Here is a 19,843-nt window from a genome sequence, read left to right as displayed (position 1 = left end):
ATGAATAAATTAAAATGCTTATTCCTATCAGGCCTTATGGCTGTGATGCCGGTTTGCATGAGCGGACAGCAGACGCCCGGTGAAAAATCGTCAAAACCGCGTGTCATCATTACTTGTGACCCGGAACTTGATGACCTGAACTCTTTGATACGTTTCCTGCTTTTCAGTACGGATTTCCGTGTGGAAGGCTTGATTTATGCCAGCAGCCAGTTCCATTGGAAAGGTGACGGGCACGGCACGAAGTGGTATGTGCCTGGACGTGAATATTCCCGTAATGGCATAGACTACGGACCTATGGAAAGCTGGCGTTGGGATCCGGATGAACGTTTCATTGACGATGCCGTGGAAGCTTACGAGAAAGTATATCCCAATCTGAAAGTGCACGACCCGTCTTATCCGACTCCCGAATACCTGAAGTCTAAAGTGCGTATCGGTAATATCGAGTTCGACGGTGATATTTCCAAGGACACTCCGGGGTCGGAGCTGATTAAAGCTGTATTGCTCGATGATTGTACGGATCCGGTATTCATCAATGCTTGGGGAGGTGGCAGCACCATCGCCCGTGCCTTGAAGTCCATTCAGGATATTTATGAGCATACCGATGCCTGGAAAGGCATCCGTGAGAAGATAATAGGAAAAGTGGTCCTTTCCCTTTCGGGTGATCAGGATGATACGTATGCACGGTATATCCGACCTTTCTGGCCGGAACTCAGACAAATGGAGATGGGGGGGATGACAGTCGGCCTGGCTTATAATGCACAGTTAAGAGCCTCCAAGGAAAATCAGGTTTTCTACTCTCCGGAATGGATGCAGGAGAACATCCGCAGTAAAGGTCCTTTCGGTGAAATGTATCGGGTCTGGGGAGACGGTAAGCAGATGGTGAAAGGTGATAAGTTCGATTTCTTCGGTTTGTCGGGTTATACGGTTGATGAATTGAAAAAGCAAGGCTATGTGGTTTGGACCGGAATCCAGCCGAAAGGCTCCTATCTGGCTGAAGGCGATACTTACTGTTTCCTGAATTTGATAGGTAACGGCCTGCGTGGTCACGAAGACCCCACTTATGGGGGATGGTGCGGTGGAAGAACCGTCCTTCCCGATTCGGTGAAGAATCTTCCGCGCATGGAGCAGATGAAGTATAGAGCCGAGCACTATCCTTTGCCCGACTTCACAGCTCCGGTAATGAATGGATTGGCTGCCCGCTTTAAATGGTCGGTCACTCCAAACTATGCCGACGCAAATCATGAGCCGGTGATAAAAGGGGCGCTTGCCATGAGTGCCAAGCCGGGTGAGAAGCTGAAACTTAAATACACTGTAACCGATCCGGATAAGGATGCCCTTACCATTAAATGGTGGCAGTATGTGTCAGCCGGTACATATCGGGGCAAAGTAACGGTAGATGACCCTGCTTCTGCAAATACAGCTTTTACTGTTCCGGCTGATGCCAACCCCGGTGATACCATCCACTTGATTTTGGAAGCTACGGATAACGGTACGCCACAGATGAACCGCTATCACCGCCTGATTATTACAGTGGCAGAATGAACTTGAATCAATGAACTTTAATTTGAAGAACTGAAATGAAAAAGATTATATTGGCTGCATTTATGGCAGCTTGTGGACTGCAAATGTCTGCCCAGCAGAACTTGTTTGTTGCGCAAGACCTCGAGTCTGCAATCGTGAATAAAGACAACACAGTGACTTTTAACTTCAAGGCTCCCGATGCCAAGAAGGTACAGATTGCAGGTGACTTTGCCGAAAGGGCGGAGGGACAACACATTGGCGGTATGGTGGGCGCAGGCCTGATAGACATGACGAAGAATGCCGAAGGAATCTGGACCTATACCACCAAACCGCTGGACTCGGAACTCTACAGTTATGAATTCATGGTAGACGGCGTACCGACCATAGACCCCAACAATGTTTATGTCTATCGTGACTTTGCCACAACAAGCAATGTATTCATCGTAGGGAATGGCAAGGCTGATTTATATAAGGTCAATAAAGTGCCTCATGGAACATTGGCCCACCGTTGGTATCACTCTGATGGCATGAAAATGGATCGCCGTATCAACATCTACACACCGGCGGGTTATGAACAGTCCGGTAACAGAAAATATCCTGTGCTCTACTTGTTGCATGGCATGGGCGGTGATGAAGACGAATGGACTACTTTCGGACGTGCGGCACAGATTCTCGATAATCTGATAGCACAAGGCAAGGCTGAACCGATGATTGTCGTGATGCCCAATGGACATGCCGCCATGGAAGCTGCACCGGGTGAAAGCAGCCTGGGTTACTATAAGCCCTACCACATGAAGAACGGAACCATGGACGGTGCATTTGAAACCTATTTCCCCGAGATTGTGAAGTTCGTAGAAAGTAATTACCGTGTGCAGGCAGACAAGGCACACCGTGCCATTGCAGGCCTTTCAATGGGTGGCTTTCATTCTGCCAATATTTCTTTGAACTATCCCGATATGTTCGATTATGTAGGTTTGTTCTCTGCCGCTCTTAATGTCCAGAGTGCAGGCCAGCGGAATAGCCCGGTTTATCAGGATATGGACAAGAAGCTGGCTGTCCAGTTTGAAAAAGCTCCTAAACTCTACTGGCTGGGTATCGGCAAAGACGATTTCCTGTATAAGAACAATGCCGCCTATCGCGCCGATTTGGATAAGAAGGGATATAAGTATGAGTTTATGGAAACTCCCGGTGGGCATGTATGGACTTGCTGGCGTATTTATCTCTCTGTATTTGCTCCCAAGTTGTTCAAATAAATCATAACACACCATGAAGAAACAACTATTCAGTCTGCTGTTGGTCGCAAGCGTTTTGAGCGCTTGTGGACCGGCGGCTCCCCAACTGGGTAAAGATTCCGTTGAGGATGTCATTGGCGCTATGACGCTGGAAGAAAAGGCGCGCTTGGTTATCGGTACCGGAATGGCGGGTACCTCGGGTGACAGCACGGTGATTGGCACTACCAAGAAGCTGGTTCCCGGTGCTGCGGGCACCACTTATCCGATACCCCGTTTGGGAATCCCGGCCATTGTGTTGGCAGATGGACCTGCCGGCCTGCGTATCGATCCTGTCCGCGAAGGCGATTCTGCTACTTATTATTGTACGCATTTCCCTATCGGTACATTACTTGCTTCTACTTGGAATCAAGATTTGGTGGAGGAAGTCGGGAAATCGATAGGTAATGAAGTGCTGGAATATGGTGCGGATGTCTTGTTGGCTCCTGCCTTGAATATCCATCGGAACCCGTTGTGCGGGCGTAATTTTGAATACTATTCCGAAGATCCGCTTGTATCCGGCAAGATAGCTGCCGCTTATGTCAGAGGGGTACAGAGCAATGGAGTGGGAACTTCCATCAAGCATTTTGCTGTCAACAATCAGGAAACCAATCGGAATGCCAATGATGCTCGTGTCACTCCCCGTGCCTTACGGGAAATCTATTTGAAGGGGTTCGAAATTGCAGTGAAGGAATCGGCACCATGGACAGTAATGTCCTCTTACAATCATATTAATGGCACCTATGCTTCTGAGAATACAGACTTGCTGTCCACTTTATTGCGTGATGAGTGGAATTTCGAGGGTATGGTGGTAACTGACTGGTTTGGAGGGAAGGATGCCGTGGCTCAGATGATAGCAGGTAATGATATGCTCCAACCGGGAAGGGCTAACCAGTATGATATGATTATCGAAGGGGTGAAATCCGGAAAATTGGATGAATCCATACTGAATCGTAATGTGAAGCGTGTTCTTGAACTTATTCTCCAAACTCCTCATTTTAAAGAATACAAATATTCCAATAAACCTGATTTGAAGGCGCACGCAGCAGTTACCCGCCAGTCAGCGACTGAAGGAATGGTTTTGTTGAAGAATAATAACGAAACCTTGCCATTTGAAAGGAAGGTCAGAAATATAGCTCTTTTCGGGTGTACTTCCTATGATTTCATAGCAGGAGGTACCGGCTCAGGTAATGTGAATCGTGCCTATACAGTCTCATTATTGGATGGTTTGAAGAATGCTGGATACCAGATAGATGAAGCATTGAAGGCCGATTATGAACAGTATATTGAGGCCGAGAATAAGAAAAATACTCCTGACTCGTCTCAGCCTTTCTCCAGATTTATGCCGGTACCTCGCCCGACAGAACTTATCCCTACTACAAAGGTGTTGTCAGAACAAGTTGCTAAAGCGGATGTTGCATTGGTTACGCTGGGACGTACTTCCGGTGAATTTGTAGACCGTAATGTCAGTGATTTTGAACTGAGTGAGGAAGAATTGCAACTGCTGAAGTCCGTCAGCCAAGCTTTCCATGCTGCTGGGAAGAAAGTGGTGGTGGTATTGAATATCGGAGGTGTAATCGAAACAGCTTCTTGGAAAAAACTACCGGATGCTATTTTGCTGGCTTGGCAGGCAGGACAGGAGGGTGGAAATAGTGTGACGGATGTGTTGAGCGGTAAGGTATCTCCATCGGGTAAGTTGACAATGACTTTCCCGAACAAGTTGATGGACGTTGCTTCTTCGACCAATTTTCCTATGGATGCTAGGGCTAATACAGATGTGAGGAATAAGGAGGACAAAAGCTCTTCAGTGAAGAATGTAGACTATACGGATTATGAAGAAGATATTTTTGTCGGTTATCGCTATTTCGATAGTTTCGGAAAGCAAGTGTCTTATCCTTTCGGCTATGGTCTTTCGTATACAACATTCGAGTATGTCAATCCGTCTGTCAAAGTTGATAATGGTATATATACTGTTTCTATTGATGTGAAGAATGTTGGTAAGTTTGCAGGGAAAGAGGTTGTTCAGCTTTATGTCTCCACTCCCAATAGGTTTCAGATGAACAAACCGGAAAAAGAACTTAAAGCTTTTACCAAAACTAAGGAATTGAGGCCAGGTGAGACTGTTACTGCCACTTTGAAACTGAACACTACGGATTTGGCTTCTTATGATGAAGCTTCTTCTTCATGGGTAGTGGATGCTGGAAATTATAAGTTTTTGATTGGAACCTCTTCCAAGGATATTAAGGCTGTACTTGATGTTGATGTGGTATCAGTTGTGGAAAAAACAAATGACATATTGAAACCACAAGAGACTGTTAATACGATAAAACGCTGAAGGTGAGTATAATATTATTCTTGGTTGTGATTAGGTTGATTTGTAGTGCTTAGGTAAATTAATTGTAATTGGGTAAAATTGGGAAAGAAGCTGCCTCGGAGTTATGAGGTAGCTTCTTCTTTTATTTGGTAATAAGATAAATTAATACCCTCCGTGTCCTACTTACGATATAAATCCCTATCTTTGTGGCGCTTTTTAGCTGAAAATAAGATTCAAATTAATTTAGATACAACAGAAAATGGCACAAGAAGACGTTTTTAAGAAACTCGTATCACACTGTAAGGAATATGGTTTTGTGTTCCCTTCCAGCGAGATTTATGATGGACTGGGAGCTGTGTATGACTATGGTCAGATGGGTGTGGAACTGAAAAATAACATCAAGCAATACTGGTGGCAGAGTATGGTGCTGCTGCACGAAAATATTGTCGGTATCGACTCAGCAATCTTTATGCACCCCACCATCTGGAAAGCCAGCGGACACGTAGATGCTTTCAATGACCCTTTGATTGACAACCGCGATTCCAAGAAACGTTATCGTGCCGATGTGTTGATAGAGGACCAGCTTGCTAAGTACGATGACAAGATAAACAAAGAAGTGGCCAAAGCTGCCAAGCGTTTTGGTGAGGCTTTCGATGAGGCTCAGTTCCGCAGTACCAACGGTCGTGTGCTGGAACACCAGGCCAAACGTGATGCCTTGCATGAACGTTTTTCCAAGGCTTTGAACGATAATAATCTGGACGAACTCCGTCAGATTATCCTTGACGAAGAAATCGTTTGCCCTATCAGTGGCACAAAGAACTGGACAGAGGTACGCCAGTTCAATCTGATGTTCTCAACTGAAATGGGCTCTACCGCCGATGGTGCCATGAAGATATACCTTCGCCCGGAAACGGCACAAGGTATCTTCGTAAATTACCTTAATGTACAGAAAACCGGTCGCATGAAGATTCCTTTCGGTATCGCCCAGATTGGTAAGGCTTTCCGTAACGAAATTGTAGCCCGCCAGTTCATCTTCCGTATGCGCGAGTTCGAGCAGATGGAAATGCAGTTCTTTGTGAAGCCGGGTACAGAGCTTGACTGGTTCAAGAGTTGGAAGGCTACTCGCCTGAAATGGCACAAGGCGCTGGGCTTCGGTGATGACCATTACCGTTATCACGACCACGACAAACTGGCCCACTACGCTAATGCTGCTACAGACATTGAGTTCTTGATGCCTTTCGGTTTCAAGGAAGTAGAGGGTATTCACAGCCGTACAAATTTCGACTTGTCCCAGCATGAGAAGTTCTCCGGCAAGAACATCAAGTATTTCGATCCGGAAACCAACGAAAGCTATACCCCGTATGTCATCGAGACTAGTATCGGTGTAGACCGCATGTTCCTTAGCATCATGTCGGCTTCCTACTGTGAAGAGACGTTGGATAGCGGTGAATCCCGTGTTGTCTTGAAGTTGCCTGCTGCACTGGCACCGGTGAAACTGGCCGTAATGCCGTTGGTAAAGAAAGATGGGCTGCCCGAAAAAGCGCGCGAAATCATTGACAATCTGAAGTTCCACTTCCATTGTCAGTATGATGAGAAAGATTCTATTGGTAAGCGTTACCGCCGCCAGGATGCCATTGGTACTCCGTACTGTGTCACCGTGGATCATCAGACTTTGGAAGATAACTGTGTGACACTGCGTAATCGTGACACCATGCAGCAAGAGCGCGTGGCTATCTCTGAACTGAATAATATTATTGCAGACCGTGTAAGCATCACATCGTTGCTGAAAACCTTGCAATAAAGCGGTTATGGAATAGACCGGTGCGTGAACAAACTGAAATAGTAAATAGTAAAATAGTAAAATAGTAAATGAAAAAGTCCCTTTTGTTTTTGCCTTTCTTGCTGTTGCTGGTGGGTGCTTTTATCTCTTGTGAAGAAGTGGAAGAGGCTGGAAAGTATGATAATTGGAGAGAACGCGGCGAGGCTTTTGTTGACTCGATAAAAAGGCTGACTGGCGAGAATTATGTCGCCACAGCAGAGCAGGCCGATGCTATGGAACTCGGGAAACTGTATGCCATACAGACGACTGCAAGCACTTCTGAAGGTGCTCAGTATGTCTATTGCAAGAAGCTTGTGAAGAATGAGACGGGTGAACGCCCGTTGTATACGGGTTATCATTCAAAGGTGAATGCTTATTATTATGGGACTTATGTGAATGGCGAAGAATTCGACGGTTGCTTTGACGGTTATAGTGCTATTGACCGCGATATACCTATTCCTCCGGTAAAAGAACCTACGGTTTTTGATTCATTCGTGGATTTTGAAGTTTCGGGTGTCGTTGCCGGTTGGGCAGCTGCCTTGCAGCTTATGCGGATGGGTGAGCGGTGGATGTTGTATATCCCTTATCAAAGCGGATATGGTATAAATGATTATACTGCTCCTTATTCTACAAATACAATCCCCGGAGGCTCTCTGTTGACGTTTGACTTGCAACTGGTTAGCTTTGCCGAATGAGATAAAAGAGGGTGTGTGCCGAAACGCCCCGAATATAAGAATTCCCCCTGCTATAGATGTCTATGGCAGGGGGAATCTAGTTAATGGAGAGATGTCTTCTTTAGCCTGTTGGTAGTGTGGCAGACGTTCGGAGACTGGTTCGTTTTATATTTTCTTCTTAATGGCCTTTACCCAGATTTTGTATCCATCCTCATTCAAATGCAGTCCGTCGCCGGTCAACTCACTGCGTAGTACATTTGTTCCCTTCTCTGTAAATAGTGGAAAAAGATTGATATAGGCAATGCCTTCCTCTTTGGCAAACGCCTCCAGACGGGAGTTGATTTCAGGAACCATATCTGTCTTTCCAGTCAGTTTTTTGTATCGGCCGAAACTTTCATTGAAAGGGAGTAGGCTTTGTAGGTAGAGTTTTGTGTCGGGAGATTCTTTCCGGATGCGTTCCACCGTCATGCGAATCATGTCTACAATACTGTCTGGTGCCAAGTCATGGGAAATGTCATTGACTCCGATAAGCAGGAACAGCTTGGCGGGATGTCCGGGAAGTATCTGATGCAGGCGGTCATAGATACCCATCACTTCATCACCGATGATGCCGCGATTACGTACATTCTTCTTACCAAGACGGGCAGACCAGTCACCGCCACCTTCAGTCAGGCTATTGCCAAGCATGACGATGTCCTTGCTTGTAATGGCAGGCTCATCCATAAACTGTAGGAAACGTTTGTAGTAATGGTCTGTATAAATACGCGGAATGGGGTAGATGGAAGCCGCCACAGCGTTGGCAACCAATGAACGCAGGCGAACTACGCTGTGTCCGTCTTCCGGATGTACGGCGTTGATAAGGAGTATGACGGAAGTGTCATTGTCCGGATCGATAATGATGGAGGTACCCGTGTAGCCGGTATGCCCATAGGTATTAGGACCAAACAAATCTCCATTGTTGGAGGCATAGGCTGTAAAATTATCCCAACCGAGAGTGCGTCCCAGACTGGCGGTAGTGCGTGGCACAGTACGCATGGCTTTTACACCCAGCGGACTCAGGATGCGGCGTCCGTTCCATTCACCTCCGTTTTGCAGGGCTGCGCAGAGTATGGCAATATCATCAGCACAAGAGAATACTCCTGCATTACCGCTGATACCTCCGTTCATGACACGTGCCAGCGGGTCATGAACTTGTCCGCAGAGAACTTGTCCATTAGGTTGCTTTTCAGTGGGGGCAATGTTATTCAATTGAGAATTGCGAATTGAAAATTGAGAATTGGCTACGTTGTTTTCCTTGTGTCCTTGTTTTCTCGTTCCTTTGTCAACTATCGTAATCCAGTTACCATCCTTATCACGTTGGCAAGGCAGATAGTCGGTATGCTCCATGCCGAGTACATCAAATAGGTTTTCACGTGCAAAGTCACGCAGGCTCTGTCCGCTTATAGTCTCGATAATGTGCTGCAAAGTGATGAAGTTGAGGCAACTGTATTGAAAATCAGTCTGCGGCTTGAAGTCGCGTTTACAAGTAGCAATATATTCCATAAGCCCATCAGGATTGGGAGAACCGTACTGCTTTTCTAGCTCGGCTACCGGTGCATAGGGAGGAAGACCGGAAGTGTGTGTCATCAAATCGGCAATGCGGATTACCTTTTTCTCTTTGCCGTCTTCGCTTTCCCAATTCTTGAAATGGGGTATGTAGAGGCTGACGGGGTCCAGCATACGGAGCTTGCCGCGTTCTGCCAGTATCATCGTACATACGGCGGTCGACATGGATTTGCTGCAAGATGCCATATCAAAGATAGTATTGGCAGTCATAGGCTCCACATTGGGATAAATACGCTTGTTGCCGTAAGCTTTCAGATAGGCCATCTTGCCGTTACGTACTACAGCAAGTACGGCACCGGGAATATCCTTGTTGGAGATGGCTGTTTCAATCGCTTCGTCAGCATACATCAACTTGCGTGAGTCCATTCCCACTTGTTCAGGGGCTACGCGTTGCAAGGGTTGCGCGGTGGCAGCTTGCAGACAAAGAGAAAAGAGAAAAAAATATATTGCTTTCATAATAAAGGAATTTAAGAGTGAGTAATAGCTAAATCCGGTACGCATCCACTGCCTTTTTCACCGAACCGTGCATCAACAGCAGCGCCTTGGCTTTGCCATAGTCCAGTCCGAGTTCCTCTACAATCATACGGGTACCACGGTCCACAAGCTTTTTGTTACTGAGCTGCATATTCACCATTTTGTTGCCTTTCACGCGTCCCAACTGTATCATGACGGAAGTAGTAATCATATTCAGTATCATTTTCTGTCCTGTTCCCGATTTCATGCGTGAGCTTCCCGTCACATATTCAGGCCCTACAATCATTTCGATGGCTACATCTGCCTCTGCTGCCATTGGAGAGTCCGGGTTGCTGGTAATACAGCCGGTCAGTATGCCGTGTTCGCGTGCCTCGTGCATGGCACCAATCACGTAGGGGGTGGTACCGGATGCAGCAATACCGATGACCGTATCCTTATCTGTAATATTGCGTTCCGTCAGTTCTTCCCAACCGCGGTGAATGTCATCTTCGGCATTCTCTACCGGATTTCTCAATGCAGTGTCACCACCGGCAATCAAGCCGATAACCAGCGTGGGGGGCATACCGAAAGTCGGTGGAATTTCCGAAGCGTCGAGTACGCCCAGACGTCCACTGGTACCCGCACCCATGTAGAAGATGCGTCCGCCTTGTTTCATGCGGGGCACAATCTGGGTTACCAACTTTTCTATTTGAGGGATTGCCCTCTGTACGGCAAGCGCCACTTTCTGGTCTTCGGTATTGATGTCTTCCAGAATTTCACGGACTGATTTCTTTTCCAAGTCATTGTAGAGCGATGGTTGCTCTGAGATTTTTACGAACATAAGGCTATTTACTATTTGACGATTTACTATTTACGATTTGTCACTTTCAGTTGTGATATTTGATGAGTCCTTCCATGGGGCTCTTGATGATTGCACCCAGTTGGATACCCATTTCTTTGGCAGCTTCTGCCAGAACTTCCTTGTAATAGAAGGCTACGGAACCGATGAAATGTACTTTTTGATGCTGATAGTCTTCATATTGCATGACATTGCGTTTAAGGAATGCCTTAAAGCTGTTCAGTACCAGAGCGCGTACACAAGGTTCACCCAGATTCTGTGCAAGAAATGGTGACAAGCTTGCCAGGAAACGGTTGGGGAAAGGTTTACGGTAGACACGGTCGATGATATCAGCAGGTGTCAGGTCGAACTGTTTGAGGAATTTCTCTTTCAGCTCGGGTGTCATCTGATTTTTCAAGATATCGCCTACCAACAGTTTGCCCAAGCAGGCTCCGCTGCCTTCGTCTCCCAAGATGAATCCCAGAGGAGATACATTGGTGACAATGCTTTTTCCGTCATAATAACATGAGTTGGAGCCGGTCCCCATGATGCAGGCAATGCCTGAGTCATGTCCGCAGAGGCCACGTGCGGCAGCCAGCATATCGGTATTGACTTCCACTTCATTTTTCACACTGAGGTGTTTGGTTATGGCACGGTGCACCATACTTATCTTGTCGGGAAATCCGCATCCTGCACCATAAAAGTATACGGCATCCAGCTCACTTGTCTTCAGCTGAGGTAATAGCGCTGTTGCTATTTCATTACTGATTTCCTCTTCCGACTGAAAGAAAGGGTTCGTCCCTTTCGTGAATATCTGTTGGAGAAGTACTCCATTCTCTACAACACACCAATCGGTCTTTGTAGAGCCACTGTCTGCTATTAGAATCATATAAATAATGTTTAATGATTAGGGATTAGGGGTTAGTGATTAAGGATTAGTGATTAATGGTAGGTGATACTGTTTCTTAATTATAGGCAACGTATTAATCACTAATCCTTAATCACTAACCCCTAATCCTTATATTTTGATATATATTTTTCGTTTGTACAACTGGTAGCCGATACACCAGTTAATGGCGATAAACAGCAGGGCAAAGGCAAGGGAACCGGCGGTTTCACCGAAAACGGGCATGAGGACTATATTGTATAAGAATCCGTGTATGCTGATGCTGCTGTTTCCCCACGGGAAACTGATACTACCGAAAAGTATGCTAAGTACGCCGCCCAATACATACATGAACAGCGGATTCACACCGAATGCCTCGAAAAACATGCTCCACTTCTTATAGCCTTTCACATCAATAATCCAGATAAGCAATGCCAGAAAACTGGATGCCAGTCCGCAAGTGACGAGTACGTAGGTAGGAGACCATATTTTCTTGTTGATGGGGCAACCGTAGCTTAGCAGGAAACCGGAGAAAGTAAGGATAACACCTACCAGCAACAGTGTGATAAGCTGCGAATTGAGAAATGAGGCACGGTCTTCCGACTTGTTGCCATCCAGCATCAGCCGCCCTACACAGAAGCCCAGCAACACATGTGCAATGGCAGGAATGGTGCTTAACAAACCTTCGGGATCTATGCCGTTATCCTTGTACATGTGTGCAGGGGTCAGGATGGCACGGTCTACCACGGAAAGAATGTTTGTTTCATTATAGGCGAAACCGTTGCCGCACATCAACAGTATGAAGTAGCCTGTCAATAGGCCGGCTATCAGATAAGGTATATGTTTATGCTTCATGGTTAGTGCAATGATGGAGGCTGCTCCGTAGCAAAGGGCCAGCCGTTGCATGACACCCAGAATACGGATACGGTCGAATGTCCAGACGGAAGCCCATAGCTTCTCTCCGAAACTGAGGTCGTCCGGAGCGGAGGCCCAGTAATAGCAGAAACGCGAGAACCAGCCGATAGCCATGCCTATAAGGAAAATGACGATGGTGCGTTTCAGTATCTTCATGCCGGCGGCGTGGCTGAACTCGAAGTTGTATTTCTTCAGGGAAATGTATGTGGAAATTCCCATGATAAACATGAAGAAGGGAAAGACGAGGTCGGTGGGGGTCAGACCATTCCACTCTGCATGCCGCAAGGGGGCATAGATATGTCCCCACGAACCGGGGTTGTTTACCATAATCATACCTGCGATGGTGACACCACGGAGAATGTCGAGTGCAAGGATGCGTTTACTTACTTTTGTACTGTTCATTGTAATATTTGTGTGTTAAGTTAATTATCAATCCTAATTATCAGCTGCCTTTGTACATTCGTCTACCAGATAGGCAATGGATACATAGGGGATACCTGAGTTTGTTGTCAATCCGATTTCACAAGTACGGCTGTTAGAGTAGCCTATATTCACTCCGGACGCTTCTATTTGCGGGCGGAGTTTGCGTAGGGCGTACGAGTTCAGCTCAGGATAGGTGAATCCCCGGTCTCCGGCAAAACCGCAGCAACCTACTTCTTCCGGCACGATGACTTTACTGGAGCAAAGGCGTGCAAGGGCTATAATGGTATCTGCCAGTCCCATTTTCCGCATGGAGCAGGTGATGTGGATTGCTACGGGGCGGTTAATAGGTGTGAAAATCAGCTTCTCACGTAAGAATGTATAGATGAATTCTGCAGGTTCATACAGTTTCATCTTCTTGATACATTCGCGCATGCGGTGCAGACAAGGGCTTTGGTCACAGAGGACGGGGTATTTGCCTTGTTCGCTGGCTTCCCAAAGTGCGGCCTCCAGTTCGGCTGTCTTGCGATCGGCAATGTCCAGCATCCCTTTACTTTCCCAAATGGTGCCACAGCAAAGCTTGTCCATATCTTTCGGGAAGATGATTTCGTAACCGGCTTTTTGCAACAAGGACACCATTTTATTTACCAATGGCTGCTCTACGGGAGACTTCTTTGCCAGACCCATAGTCTGGTTGATGCAGCTGGGGAAGTAGACGACTTTGTAGTTACGAGTTACAGAGCTACGAGCTACAAGTGCTGCGCTATTATGCTGCATAGTGCTTGTAGCTTGTAACTCCGTAGCTTGTAACTGATAACTTTTCGGCATAGCCGGCGTCCATAGAGGTATGCCTAATGCATTGTGCAGCCCCTTGGTAATGCCGCTCATCGCCTTTGTCCCTAATAGTGAATGTCCGAAGTTGGCTAAGGACAATACGGGACGCAGTGCACTCTTGACACCAGCGAAATGATTGGCGACAAAGTCTCCGGCTTTGTATCCCAGACTGCCTTTGGGTAATGCTTCCTGGCGGATTATATGGGTAAGGTCGCCCGTATTGATACCCATCGGGCACGACATGGAGCAGAGGCCGTCTCCGGCACAAGTCTGGTTGCCGGGATAGCGGTATTGTTTTTCGAGCAGTGCAAGGCGTGTCGGGTCCTCACCGCTTTGTTTCAGCCGGGATATTTCGCGCTGCAACACGATACGCTGGCGCGAGGAAAGGGTAAAGCCGCAGGAGAGACAGTTGACTTCGCAGAAACCGCACTCAATGCATTTGTCAGCTACGAGTGACGTAGCTTGTCTCTTGTCACTCATCACTAATAAAGGCAGCGGCTTGAAGTTCTTGATATGGCATTGCGGGTCATCATTGAAAATGACACCGGGGTTTAGCAATCCTTGTGGGTCAAACAGCTCTTTGACGGCTTTCATGGCTTTGTAGGCGTCATCTCCCCATTCATGGCGGACAAAGGGAGCCATATTCCGGCCCGTGCCATGCTCGGCTTTTAGGGAACCGTCATATTTATCTACTACCAAGGTCTTGATGTCATTCATCAAGTCTTCGTAGCGTTTCACTTCCGCTTGGGTACTGAAGGACTGGTTGATGATGAAGTGGTAGTTGCCTTCGAGAGCATGGCCGTAGATGCAGGCGTCATTATATCCGTGGCGGGCTATGAGCTGTTGCAGTTCTGCCGTTGCCTCCGGAAGGTCTTCAATGTGGAAGGCGATGTCTTCGATGAGGCAAGTGGTTCCCGGCTGGCGCGTACCTCCCACAGAGGGGAAGATGCCGGAACGGATGGCCCAGTATTTGGAATATTCCTCCGGACGGTCGGTGAAGCGTACCGGAATATAGGTGGTGAAGGCTTGCAGGCAAGCTTCAATGGCAGATATGTTCTGTTGCAGTTCTTCCGGGGTACGGGCTTTGGTTTCGGTCAGCACTGCTGTCAACCCGGTTTCGTCGCCGGGCTCCACGCCGGGGAGGGCAGAGGAGGCAACTTTGCCTTTGTATTTTAGGAATACGGGGTCATTGACGGAAGAAAGGCTCTTATAGTCTAGCATTTCAGCCCCTTTTACTGTCCATTCGCCGGTTTCGTCGACCAGCTTCTTCATGGCTACCACAGCGCGGCTCGCTTCTTTGATGGTCTTGAAGTAGAGCATAGCGCTGGCCTTGTAGGGATAATCATATTCAGTCTTCATCGTCACTTCCGAAAGGAACGCCAGTGTACCTTCGGAACCTACCATGAGGTGGGCAATGATTTCGAATGGGTCGTCGAAACGGACGAAGGGCAGCAGATTGAGCCCGGTTACATTTTTGATGGAATATTTGTATCGGATGCGTTCGGCCAGTTTTTCGTTGGTACGTATTTCATCGCGCAGTTCGCAGATGCGGCGAATGAAGTCACGGTGACTCACTTCGAAGGAGGCGCGGCTGACGGGATTTCCGGTATCCAGCAGGGTACCATCCATTAGGATGATACGGGCGGAAACAAGCACCTTGTCGCTATTGGCGTGCGTACCGCAGTTCATGCCGGAAGCATTGTTCATGACAATACCGCCTACCATGGCGCTTTTCACCGAGGCGGGATCCGGTGCAAACTTACGGCCGTAGGGAGCCAACAGTTCGTTCACACGTTGTCCGATGATGCCCGGTTGGAGGGTTATCTGTTCGTAGTCGGCGGATATGCTGTATTTTTCCCAATTCTTACCGGCTACGATGAGGATGGAGTCGCTAATGGCTTGACCCGACAAACTGGTCCCTGCCGCTCGGAAGGTGACGGGCAGCCCGTGGCGGCTCGCCAGTTTCAACAGTTGTGAAACTTCATCTTCGTCTTTCGAACGGATTACAATCTGGGGAATCAGTCGGTAAAAACCGGCATCCGTACCCCAAGCCAGCCGGCGAAGTTCGTCGGTGTAAATCCTTTCCTGCGGAATGAATTGTTTTGCTTCCTGCAGGAAAGCCATGTAACTATGCTCTTTCATGTTCACTTTTTTTATTGCATCACTTCGCTTCAAAGTGCTCTGTAAACGTGTCTTACGAGGGGGTACATTCAGTCGTATACTGAATATATTTAAGTATACGACTGAATGTGGTTCTGTATACGACTGAAATAGTCTCCGTATCAGGCTCTTTTCCCTTCCTTATTTATCTGTAAATTTATTTATATAAATAATACTTTTTCGACAACTTACGGAAGTCTTCGGCATCTTTATACCAGTAGTCGCGTATGTCCTCCCAACGGTTCCGTTTCGAGAAGCGCTCGCGTATCTGCCGCGAACCGCTTACTTTGTCGAACATGTTGAAACGTCCCTTGTCGGCATGGTCAAACACGGCACGGTCAGGATAGAGGGCGGCGACTTCCTGCATGACCAGGAATTGCAGGTCGCTCAACGGTGCTTTGCCGAAATCCATGATGTGCACTTGCACACCTTGCAGCAACTCGCCTTTGCCTACACTATAGAACGGCTTTAGGTACATCGGTCTGAAGATGACCCCCGGTACGTTCAGACGGTTCAGGTTTCCGGCCAGCTTTTCCGCTTCCATCCATGGTGCGGCAAACATCTGGAACGGAATGGTATACCCCACGCCGATAGACATATATCCTAGTTCGCCCAGAATGCCGCTGACGGGGTAGAAGAATGCAGAATGAGGATGTGGAATGTGTGGAGAGGAGGGAACCCATTGCAGTCCGGTTTGGGTATAATCCATCTTGCGTTTCCAGCCTTTCATCTTCACTACGTGGAGATTGCATTGTTCCCCATCCTTCAACATCTTCTCGCCATTGAGCATCAGTGCCAGCTCACCGCAAGTGAGGGCGTAAAGGTACGGAATTTTAAACTGGCTTACAAAAGAAATGCAATCATCTTCAACCAAGTTGCCTTCAATCTTCAATCCGCCTACGGGATTGGGCCGGTCCAGCACAATGAATTCCTTGCCGTTTTCGGCAGCGGCTTCCATGGCCAGTCCCATGGTGCTGATGTAGGTAAAGGAACGGCAACCGATGTCTTGGATATCATACACTAATACATCCACATCTTTCAGCATGTCCGGCGTGGCCTTGCGGGTCTTTCCGTAAAGCGAATAGACGGGCAGTCCGGTAGTCGCGTCTTTGATGTCCGTCACATGGTCGCCTGCGTGCACATCGCCGCGCACGCCATGTTCGGGGCCGTAGAGTGCCACAAGGTTCACGTTGGGCGCCTCGTGCAGGATGTCAATGGTGGACCTCATCCGGTTGTCCACCCCCGTCGGGTTGGTAATCAATCCTACACGCTTACCTTCCAGGCATCGGAAATTCTGTTCTTTCAGTACCTCGATACCGGTCTTTATTCTGATCTTCTGTGCTTGCATCGCACCTCCGCAAAGGAGGCAGAGCAAGGATATAATAATAGTCCTCTTCATAACCAATCACTAAATATTACTCACAAAACATTAATCATTAACCATTAATCATTTTTTTCCATATTCCGGGTCTATCCTTCTGTCTGCAAAAATGGTGACAACAACCGTGGCGAAACAGCATATCATTACCAACCAGAAGAAGTCCGTATATCCGATAGCCTCCTGGATATATCCCGCAAACATACCTGGTATCATCATGCTTAGTGCCATGAATGCGGTACAGATGGCATAGTGGGATGTTTTGAATTCACCTTCGGAGAAGTACATCATGTAGAGCATGTAGGCCGTGAAACCGAAGCCGTAGCCAAATTGCTCGATGGCGATGGCGGTTGAGATAGCAAACAGATTGTCGGGCTGGGCAATGGCAAGATAGACAAACGTCAGGCATGGCAGAGTCATGCATCCTGCCATCCACCAGATGGATTTTTTCAAGCCAATGCGTGATGCGAACAATCCTCCGAGGATACCGCCCAGGGTGAGGAATATGACTCCGATGGTGCCGTATACGATACCTACTTCTGCTGTCGATAGTTCCAGACCTCCCGATTCTTTGGAGGCAACCAGGAAAGGCATACACATTTTGATGAGGAATGCTTCAGGCAGGCGGTACAGCAACATGAACACGATGGCCAGCAATGCGCCCGGTTTGGTAAAATAGGTGGCGAATGTTCGTCCGAATTCTCTGAATATAGCTCCTGCAGTGGCGGCATCGGCAGCCAGTGTTGACTTATCTGAGGTGGGTTTGGGGACTGCAAAGAGGTGATAGAACGTCACCAGGCTGAACAGAACGGCTGTAACCAGCATCGTGATGGTCCATGACAGCGGAATGTTTTCGGTTCTCAGTTCGATGGCGCCGGCAATGGCTACGAGCACGCCTTGTCCGAAGATAGAGGCGAGCCGGTAAAACGTGCTTCGGATGCCAACGAAGGCTGCCTGGTCACTCTGTTTCAGTGCCAGCATGTAGAAGCCGTCGGCGGCAATGTCGTGTGTGGCAGAGGCAAAAGCCGTGATGATGAACAGCATCAGCGTGATGCTGAACATGCTGATGGGGGTTGTTCCGGCCGCCATAGTCGCCTCGTCCGGCCGTGGAATGGACAGCGTCAGCAGGATGAATGCCACAGACATCAGAATCTGCATGGAAAGGGTCCACCATCTTTTGGTCTTGATGATGTCGACAAACGGGCTCCAGAAGGGTTTGATAGTCCATGGCAGATAGAGCAGGCTTGTGAACAAGGCCATTTCTCCGTTCGGTACGCCCATTTTGGTAAACATCATCACGGAGATGTTGTTTACGATAAAATATGGAATGCCTTGTGCAAAGTACAAGGTGGGTACCCATGCCCATGGCGATATGTTTTTTGTATGGTTCATGATATTGATTTATTGTGTTCTATTCGATTATTCATACAGCTTGTCAATGCTGGCACCTATATAGTAGTGCAACAGTATTGCATCATACTTATACCCTTGCTCGCCCATCACGGCTGCACCTATTTGGCAAAGTCCCACACCATGCCCCCAACCGGCACCGGTGAGGATGAAGCGTCCGGGAATGCCTTCGGCGGACAACTCCTCTTTGTCTACCACGAAGGCAGAGCTGTAGAGGTGTGAAGTGGAGAGCGTGCGGCGGATTTCCAGTTCCTTGCCGATGGTGAGTGTGCGTTTGGTTCCCACAATCTTCAGTTTCCAGAGGCGTCCGCTGGTTCCGCGGGCTATGGGGATAAGGTCGATGATTTGTCCGTAGTCAATGCCTGAACGTTTCAGAATGAGGGCTGAAAGCTCTTCCTGGGTATATTCCACTTTCCAGCGATAGAAGTCCGTAGTCTCCTGGTCATAGTTATTGAGTACCTGCGAGAGGATTTTCTTGTCGGTGGTGTTGCAGAATGCTTCGGGGGAGGTACGAATCCAGCGGTCCGCTTCGACTTCCTGCGTCAAATCGGGCAGTGTGGCGTGCGTTTTGCTGTCTCGTTGTTGGGCAAGATAGGGGTATTTGATGTCTTCCCAGCAGTATTGGAACTCCTCGAAAGCACCGCCGCAGCATTTGGAGAAACGGGCGTCGCAAATCTTACCATCAGATGTCAGTACCTGGCCGCGGGTAGCGGAGATGGCTTGTTTCACAATATCGGTAGAGGCACGTGTAATGCCCTGGTAGCGTTGACAATGGTCGTCGGCGCATACATCGAAACGTGTGTGGTCTTCTCGGTCGTACCAGCGAATCAGCTCTTCGTCGGTCTGCGTAAAGGCCGAGTAGTTAGCTTGGGCTTCGGTGATTTCCTTATTCTTTTGTATTTGTGCCAGTAGCCAGCTTCGGGAGATGACAGCGTGTGCCTTGAGCAGCTCCAGAGAAGCGGTGGCACTCATCTCGGAGGAGATGACGCTGGTCAGATAATCTTCTACATGGATGACGTTGATGCCGGTGAGCTTTCCATTCTCAACGATGATTTTGAGAGCACCCAGAAAACGCTGGTCTTCCTTGCGCTCCCAATGGAAATTGATGCCGATGGTAACGTCCAATAGTTCGAAGGCATCGGTCTGCTCGTGTTGCGGTTCAAACAGCAGTTCGTCATACCGGCGTCCATTCCAGAGAATCTTGCCTTCGTCGTAGGTCACTACCTGCTTGCCGCTGACTTCCGTTCCGTCCATGCGATACGGATTCAGCAAAACGAATTCTATCTGCGGTTCAAACAGAATGCCTACTTGTACTTTGGGCTCTTTCATAATGGTATTTCTTTAAAAT

Annotated in this window: 13 protein-coding genes; 5 read left to right on the top strand and 8 right to left on the bottom strand. The window is 48.0% G+C overall.

The window, feature by feature from the left end; all coding sequences use genetic code 11:
* The 5 genes from DW039_RS06785 (at position 1) to DW039_RS06765 (ending at position 7,617) form a co-directional block, all read left to right on the top strand.
* A complete protein-coding gene (locus tag DW039_RS06785) occupies positions 1-1,542 on the top strand; it encodes a DUF1593 domain-containing protein (RefSeq protein WP_005834667.1) in 1,542 nt (513 codons plus the stop codon).
* Positions 1,543-1,577: 35 nt separating this feature from the next.
* Positions 1,578-2,774, top strand: coding sequence for an esterase (locus tag DW039_RS06780; RefSeq protein ID WP_044468058.1), 1,197 nt, complete (start codon positions 1,578-1,580; stop codon positions 2,772-2,774).
* Between the two features lie 13 nt (positions 2,775-2,787).
* On the top strand, positions 2,788-5,124 hold the full coding sequence (locus tag DW039_RS06775) for a glycoside hydrolase family 3 protein (protein WP_057256294.1): 2,337 nt from the start codon (positions 2,788-2,790) through the stop codon (positions 5,122-5,124).
* Between the two features lie 238 nt (positions 5,125-5,362).
* Positions 5,363-6,904: a glycine--tRNA ligase gene (locus DW039_RS06770; RefSeq protein ID WP_005824984.1), complete on the top strand. Its 1,542-nt coding sequence runs from the start codon at positions 5,363-5,365 to the stop codon at positions 6,902-6,904.
* Positions 6,905-6,972: 68 nt separating this feature from the next.
* Entirely contained in the window at positions 6,973-7,617 is a 645-nt protein-coding gene (locus DW039_RS06765; RefSeq protein ID WP_005824983.1) for an FKBP-type peptidyl-prolyl cis-trans isomerase, read from the top strand.
* A gap of 144 nt (positions 7,618-7,761) precedes the next feature.
* Here the strand turns inward: DW039_RS06765 and DW039_RS06760 are convergent, their stop codons facing one another.
* The 8 genes from DW039_RS06760 to DW039_RS06725 form a co-directional block, all read right to left on the bottom strand.
* Positions 7,762-9,657, bottom strand: a complete 1,896-nt coding sequence (locus tag DW039_RS06760) for a serine hydrolase (protein ID WP_005824982.1) — start codon at positions 9,655-9,657, stop codon at positions 7,762-7,764.
* 28 nt (positions 9,658-9,685) lie between these two features.
* Positions 9,686-10,495 (bottom strand): N-acetylmuramic acid 6-phosphate etherase, encoded by an 810-nt coding sequence (gene murQ / locus DW039_RS06755; RefSeq protein ID WP_005824981.1) that lies wholly within the window; start codon positions 10,493-10,495, stop codon positions 9,686-9,688.
* A 46-nt stretch (positions 10,496-10,541) separates the two neighbouring features.
* Positions 10,542-11,381 carry a BadF/BadG/BcrA/BcrD ATPase family protein gene (locus tag DW039_RS06750; RefSeq protein ID WP_005824980.1) on the bottom strand — a complete coding sequence of 280 codons (840 nt, stop codon included), beginning with the start codon at positions 11,379-11,381 and terminating at the stop codon, positions 10,542-10,544.
* A gap of 129 nt (positions 11,382-11,510) precedes the next feature.
* Positions 11,511-12,695, bottom strand: a complete 1,185-nt coding sequence (locus DW039_RS06745; protein ID WP_008662773.1) for an acyltransferase family protein — start codon at positions 12,693-12,695, stop codon at positions 11,511-11,513.
* A 33-nt stretch (positions 12,696-12,728) separates the two neighbouring features.
* Positions 12,729-15,689, bottom strand: a complete 2,961-nt coding sequence (locus tag DW039_RS06740; RefSeq protein ID WP_022401094.1) for an FAD-binding and (Fe-S)-binding domain-containing protein — start codon at positions 15,687-15,689, stop codon at positions 12,729-12,731.
* Positions 15,690-15,864: 175 nt separating this feature from the next.
* Positions 15,865-17,106: an exo-beta-N-acetylmuramidase NamZ domain-containing protein gene (locus DW039_RS06735; protein WP_005824974.1), complete on the bottom strand. Its 1,242-nt coding sequence runs from the start codon at positions 17,104-17,106 to the stop codon at positions 15,865-15,867.
* A 48-nt stretch (positions 17,107-17,154) separates the two neighbouring features.
* Positions 17,155-18,477: an MFS transporter gene (locus DW039_RS06730; protein ID WP_005824972.1), complete on the bottom strand. Its 1,323-nt coding sequence runs from the start codon at positions 18,475-18,477 to the stop codon at positions 17,155-17,157.
* Between the two features lie 27 nt (positions 18,478-18,504).
* Positions 18,505-19,824 (bottom strand): SpoIID/LytB domain-containing protein, encoded by a 1,320-nt coding sequence (locus tag DW039_RS06725; protein WP_005834675.1) that lies wholly within the window; start codon positions 19,822-19,824, stop codon positions 18,505-18,507.
* Positions 19,825-19,843: the final 19 nt, after the last annotated feature.

The sequence above is a fragment of the Bacteroides sp. AF39-16AC genome (assembly GCF_003602735.1).
Classification (GTDB): domain Bacteria; phylum Bacteroidota; class Bacteroidia; order Bacteroidales; family Bacteroidaceae; genus Bacteroides; species Bacteroides uniformis.
The sequence above is the reverse complement of the archived record's forward strand: the minus strand, read 5'-3'. Positions and strand labels throughout refer to the sequence as shown.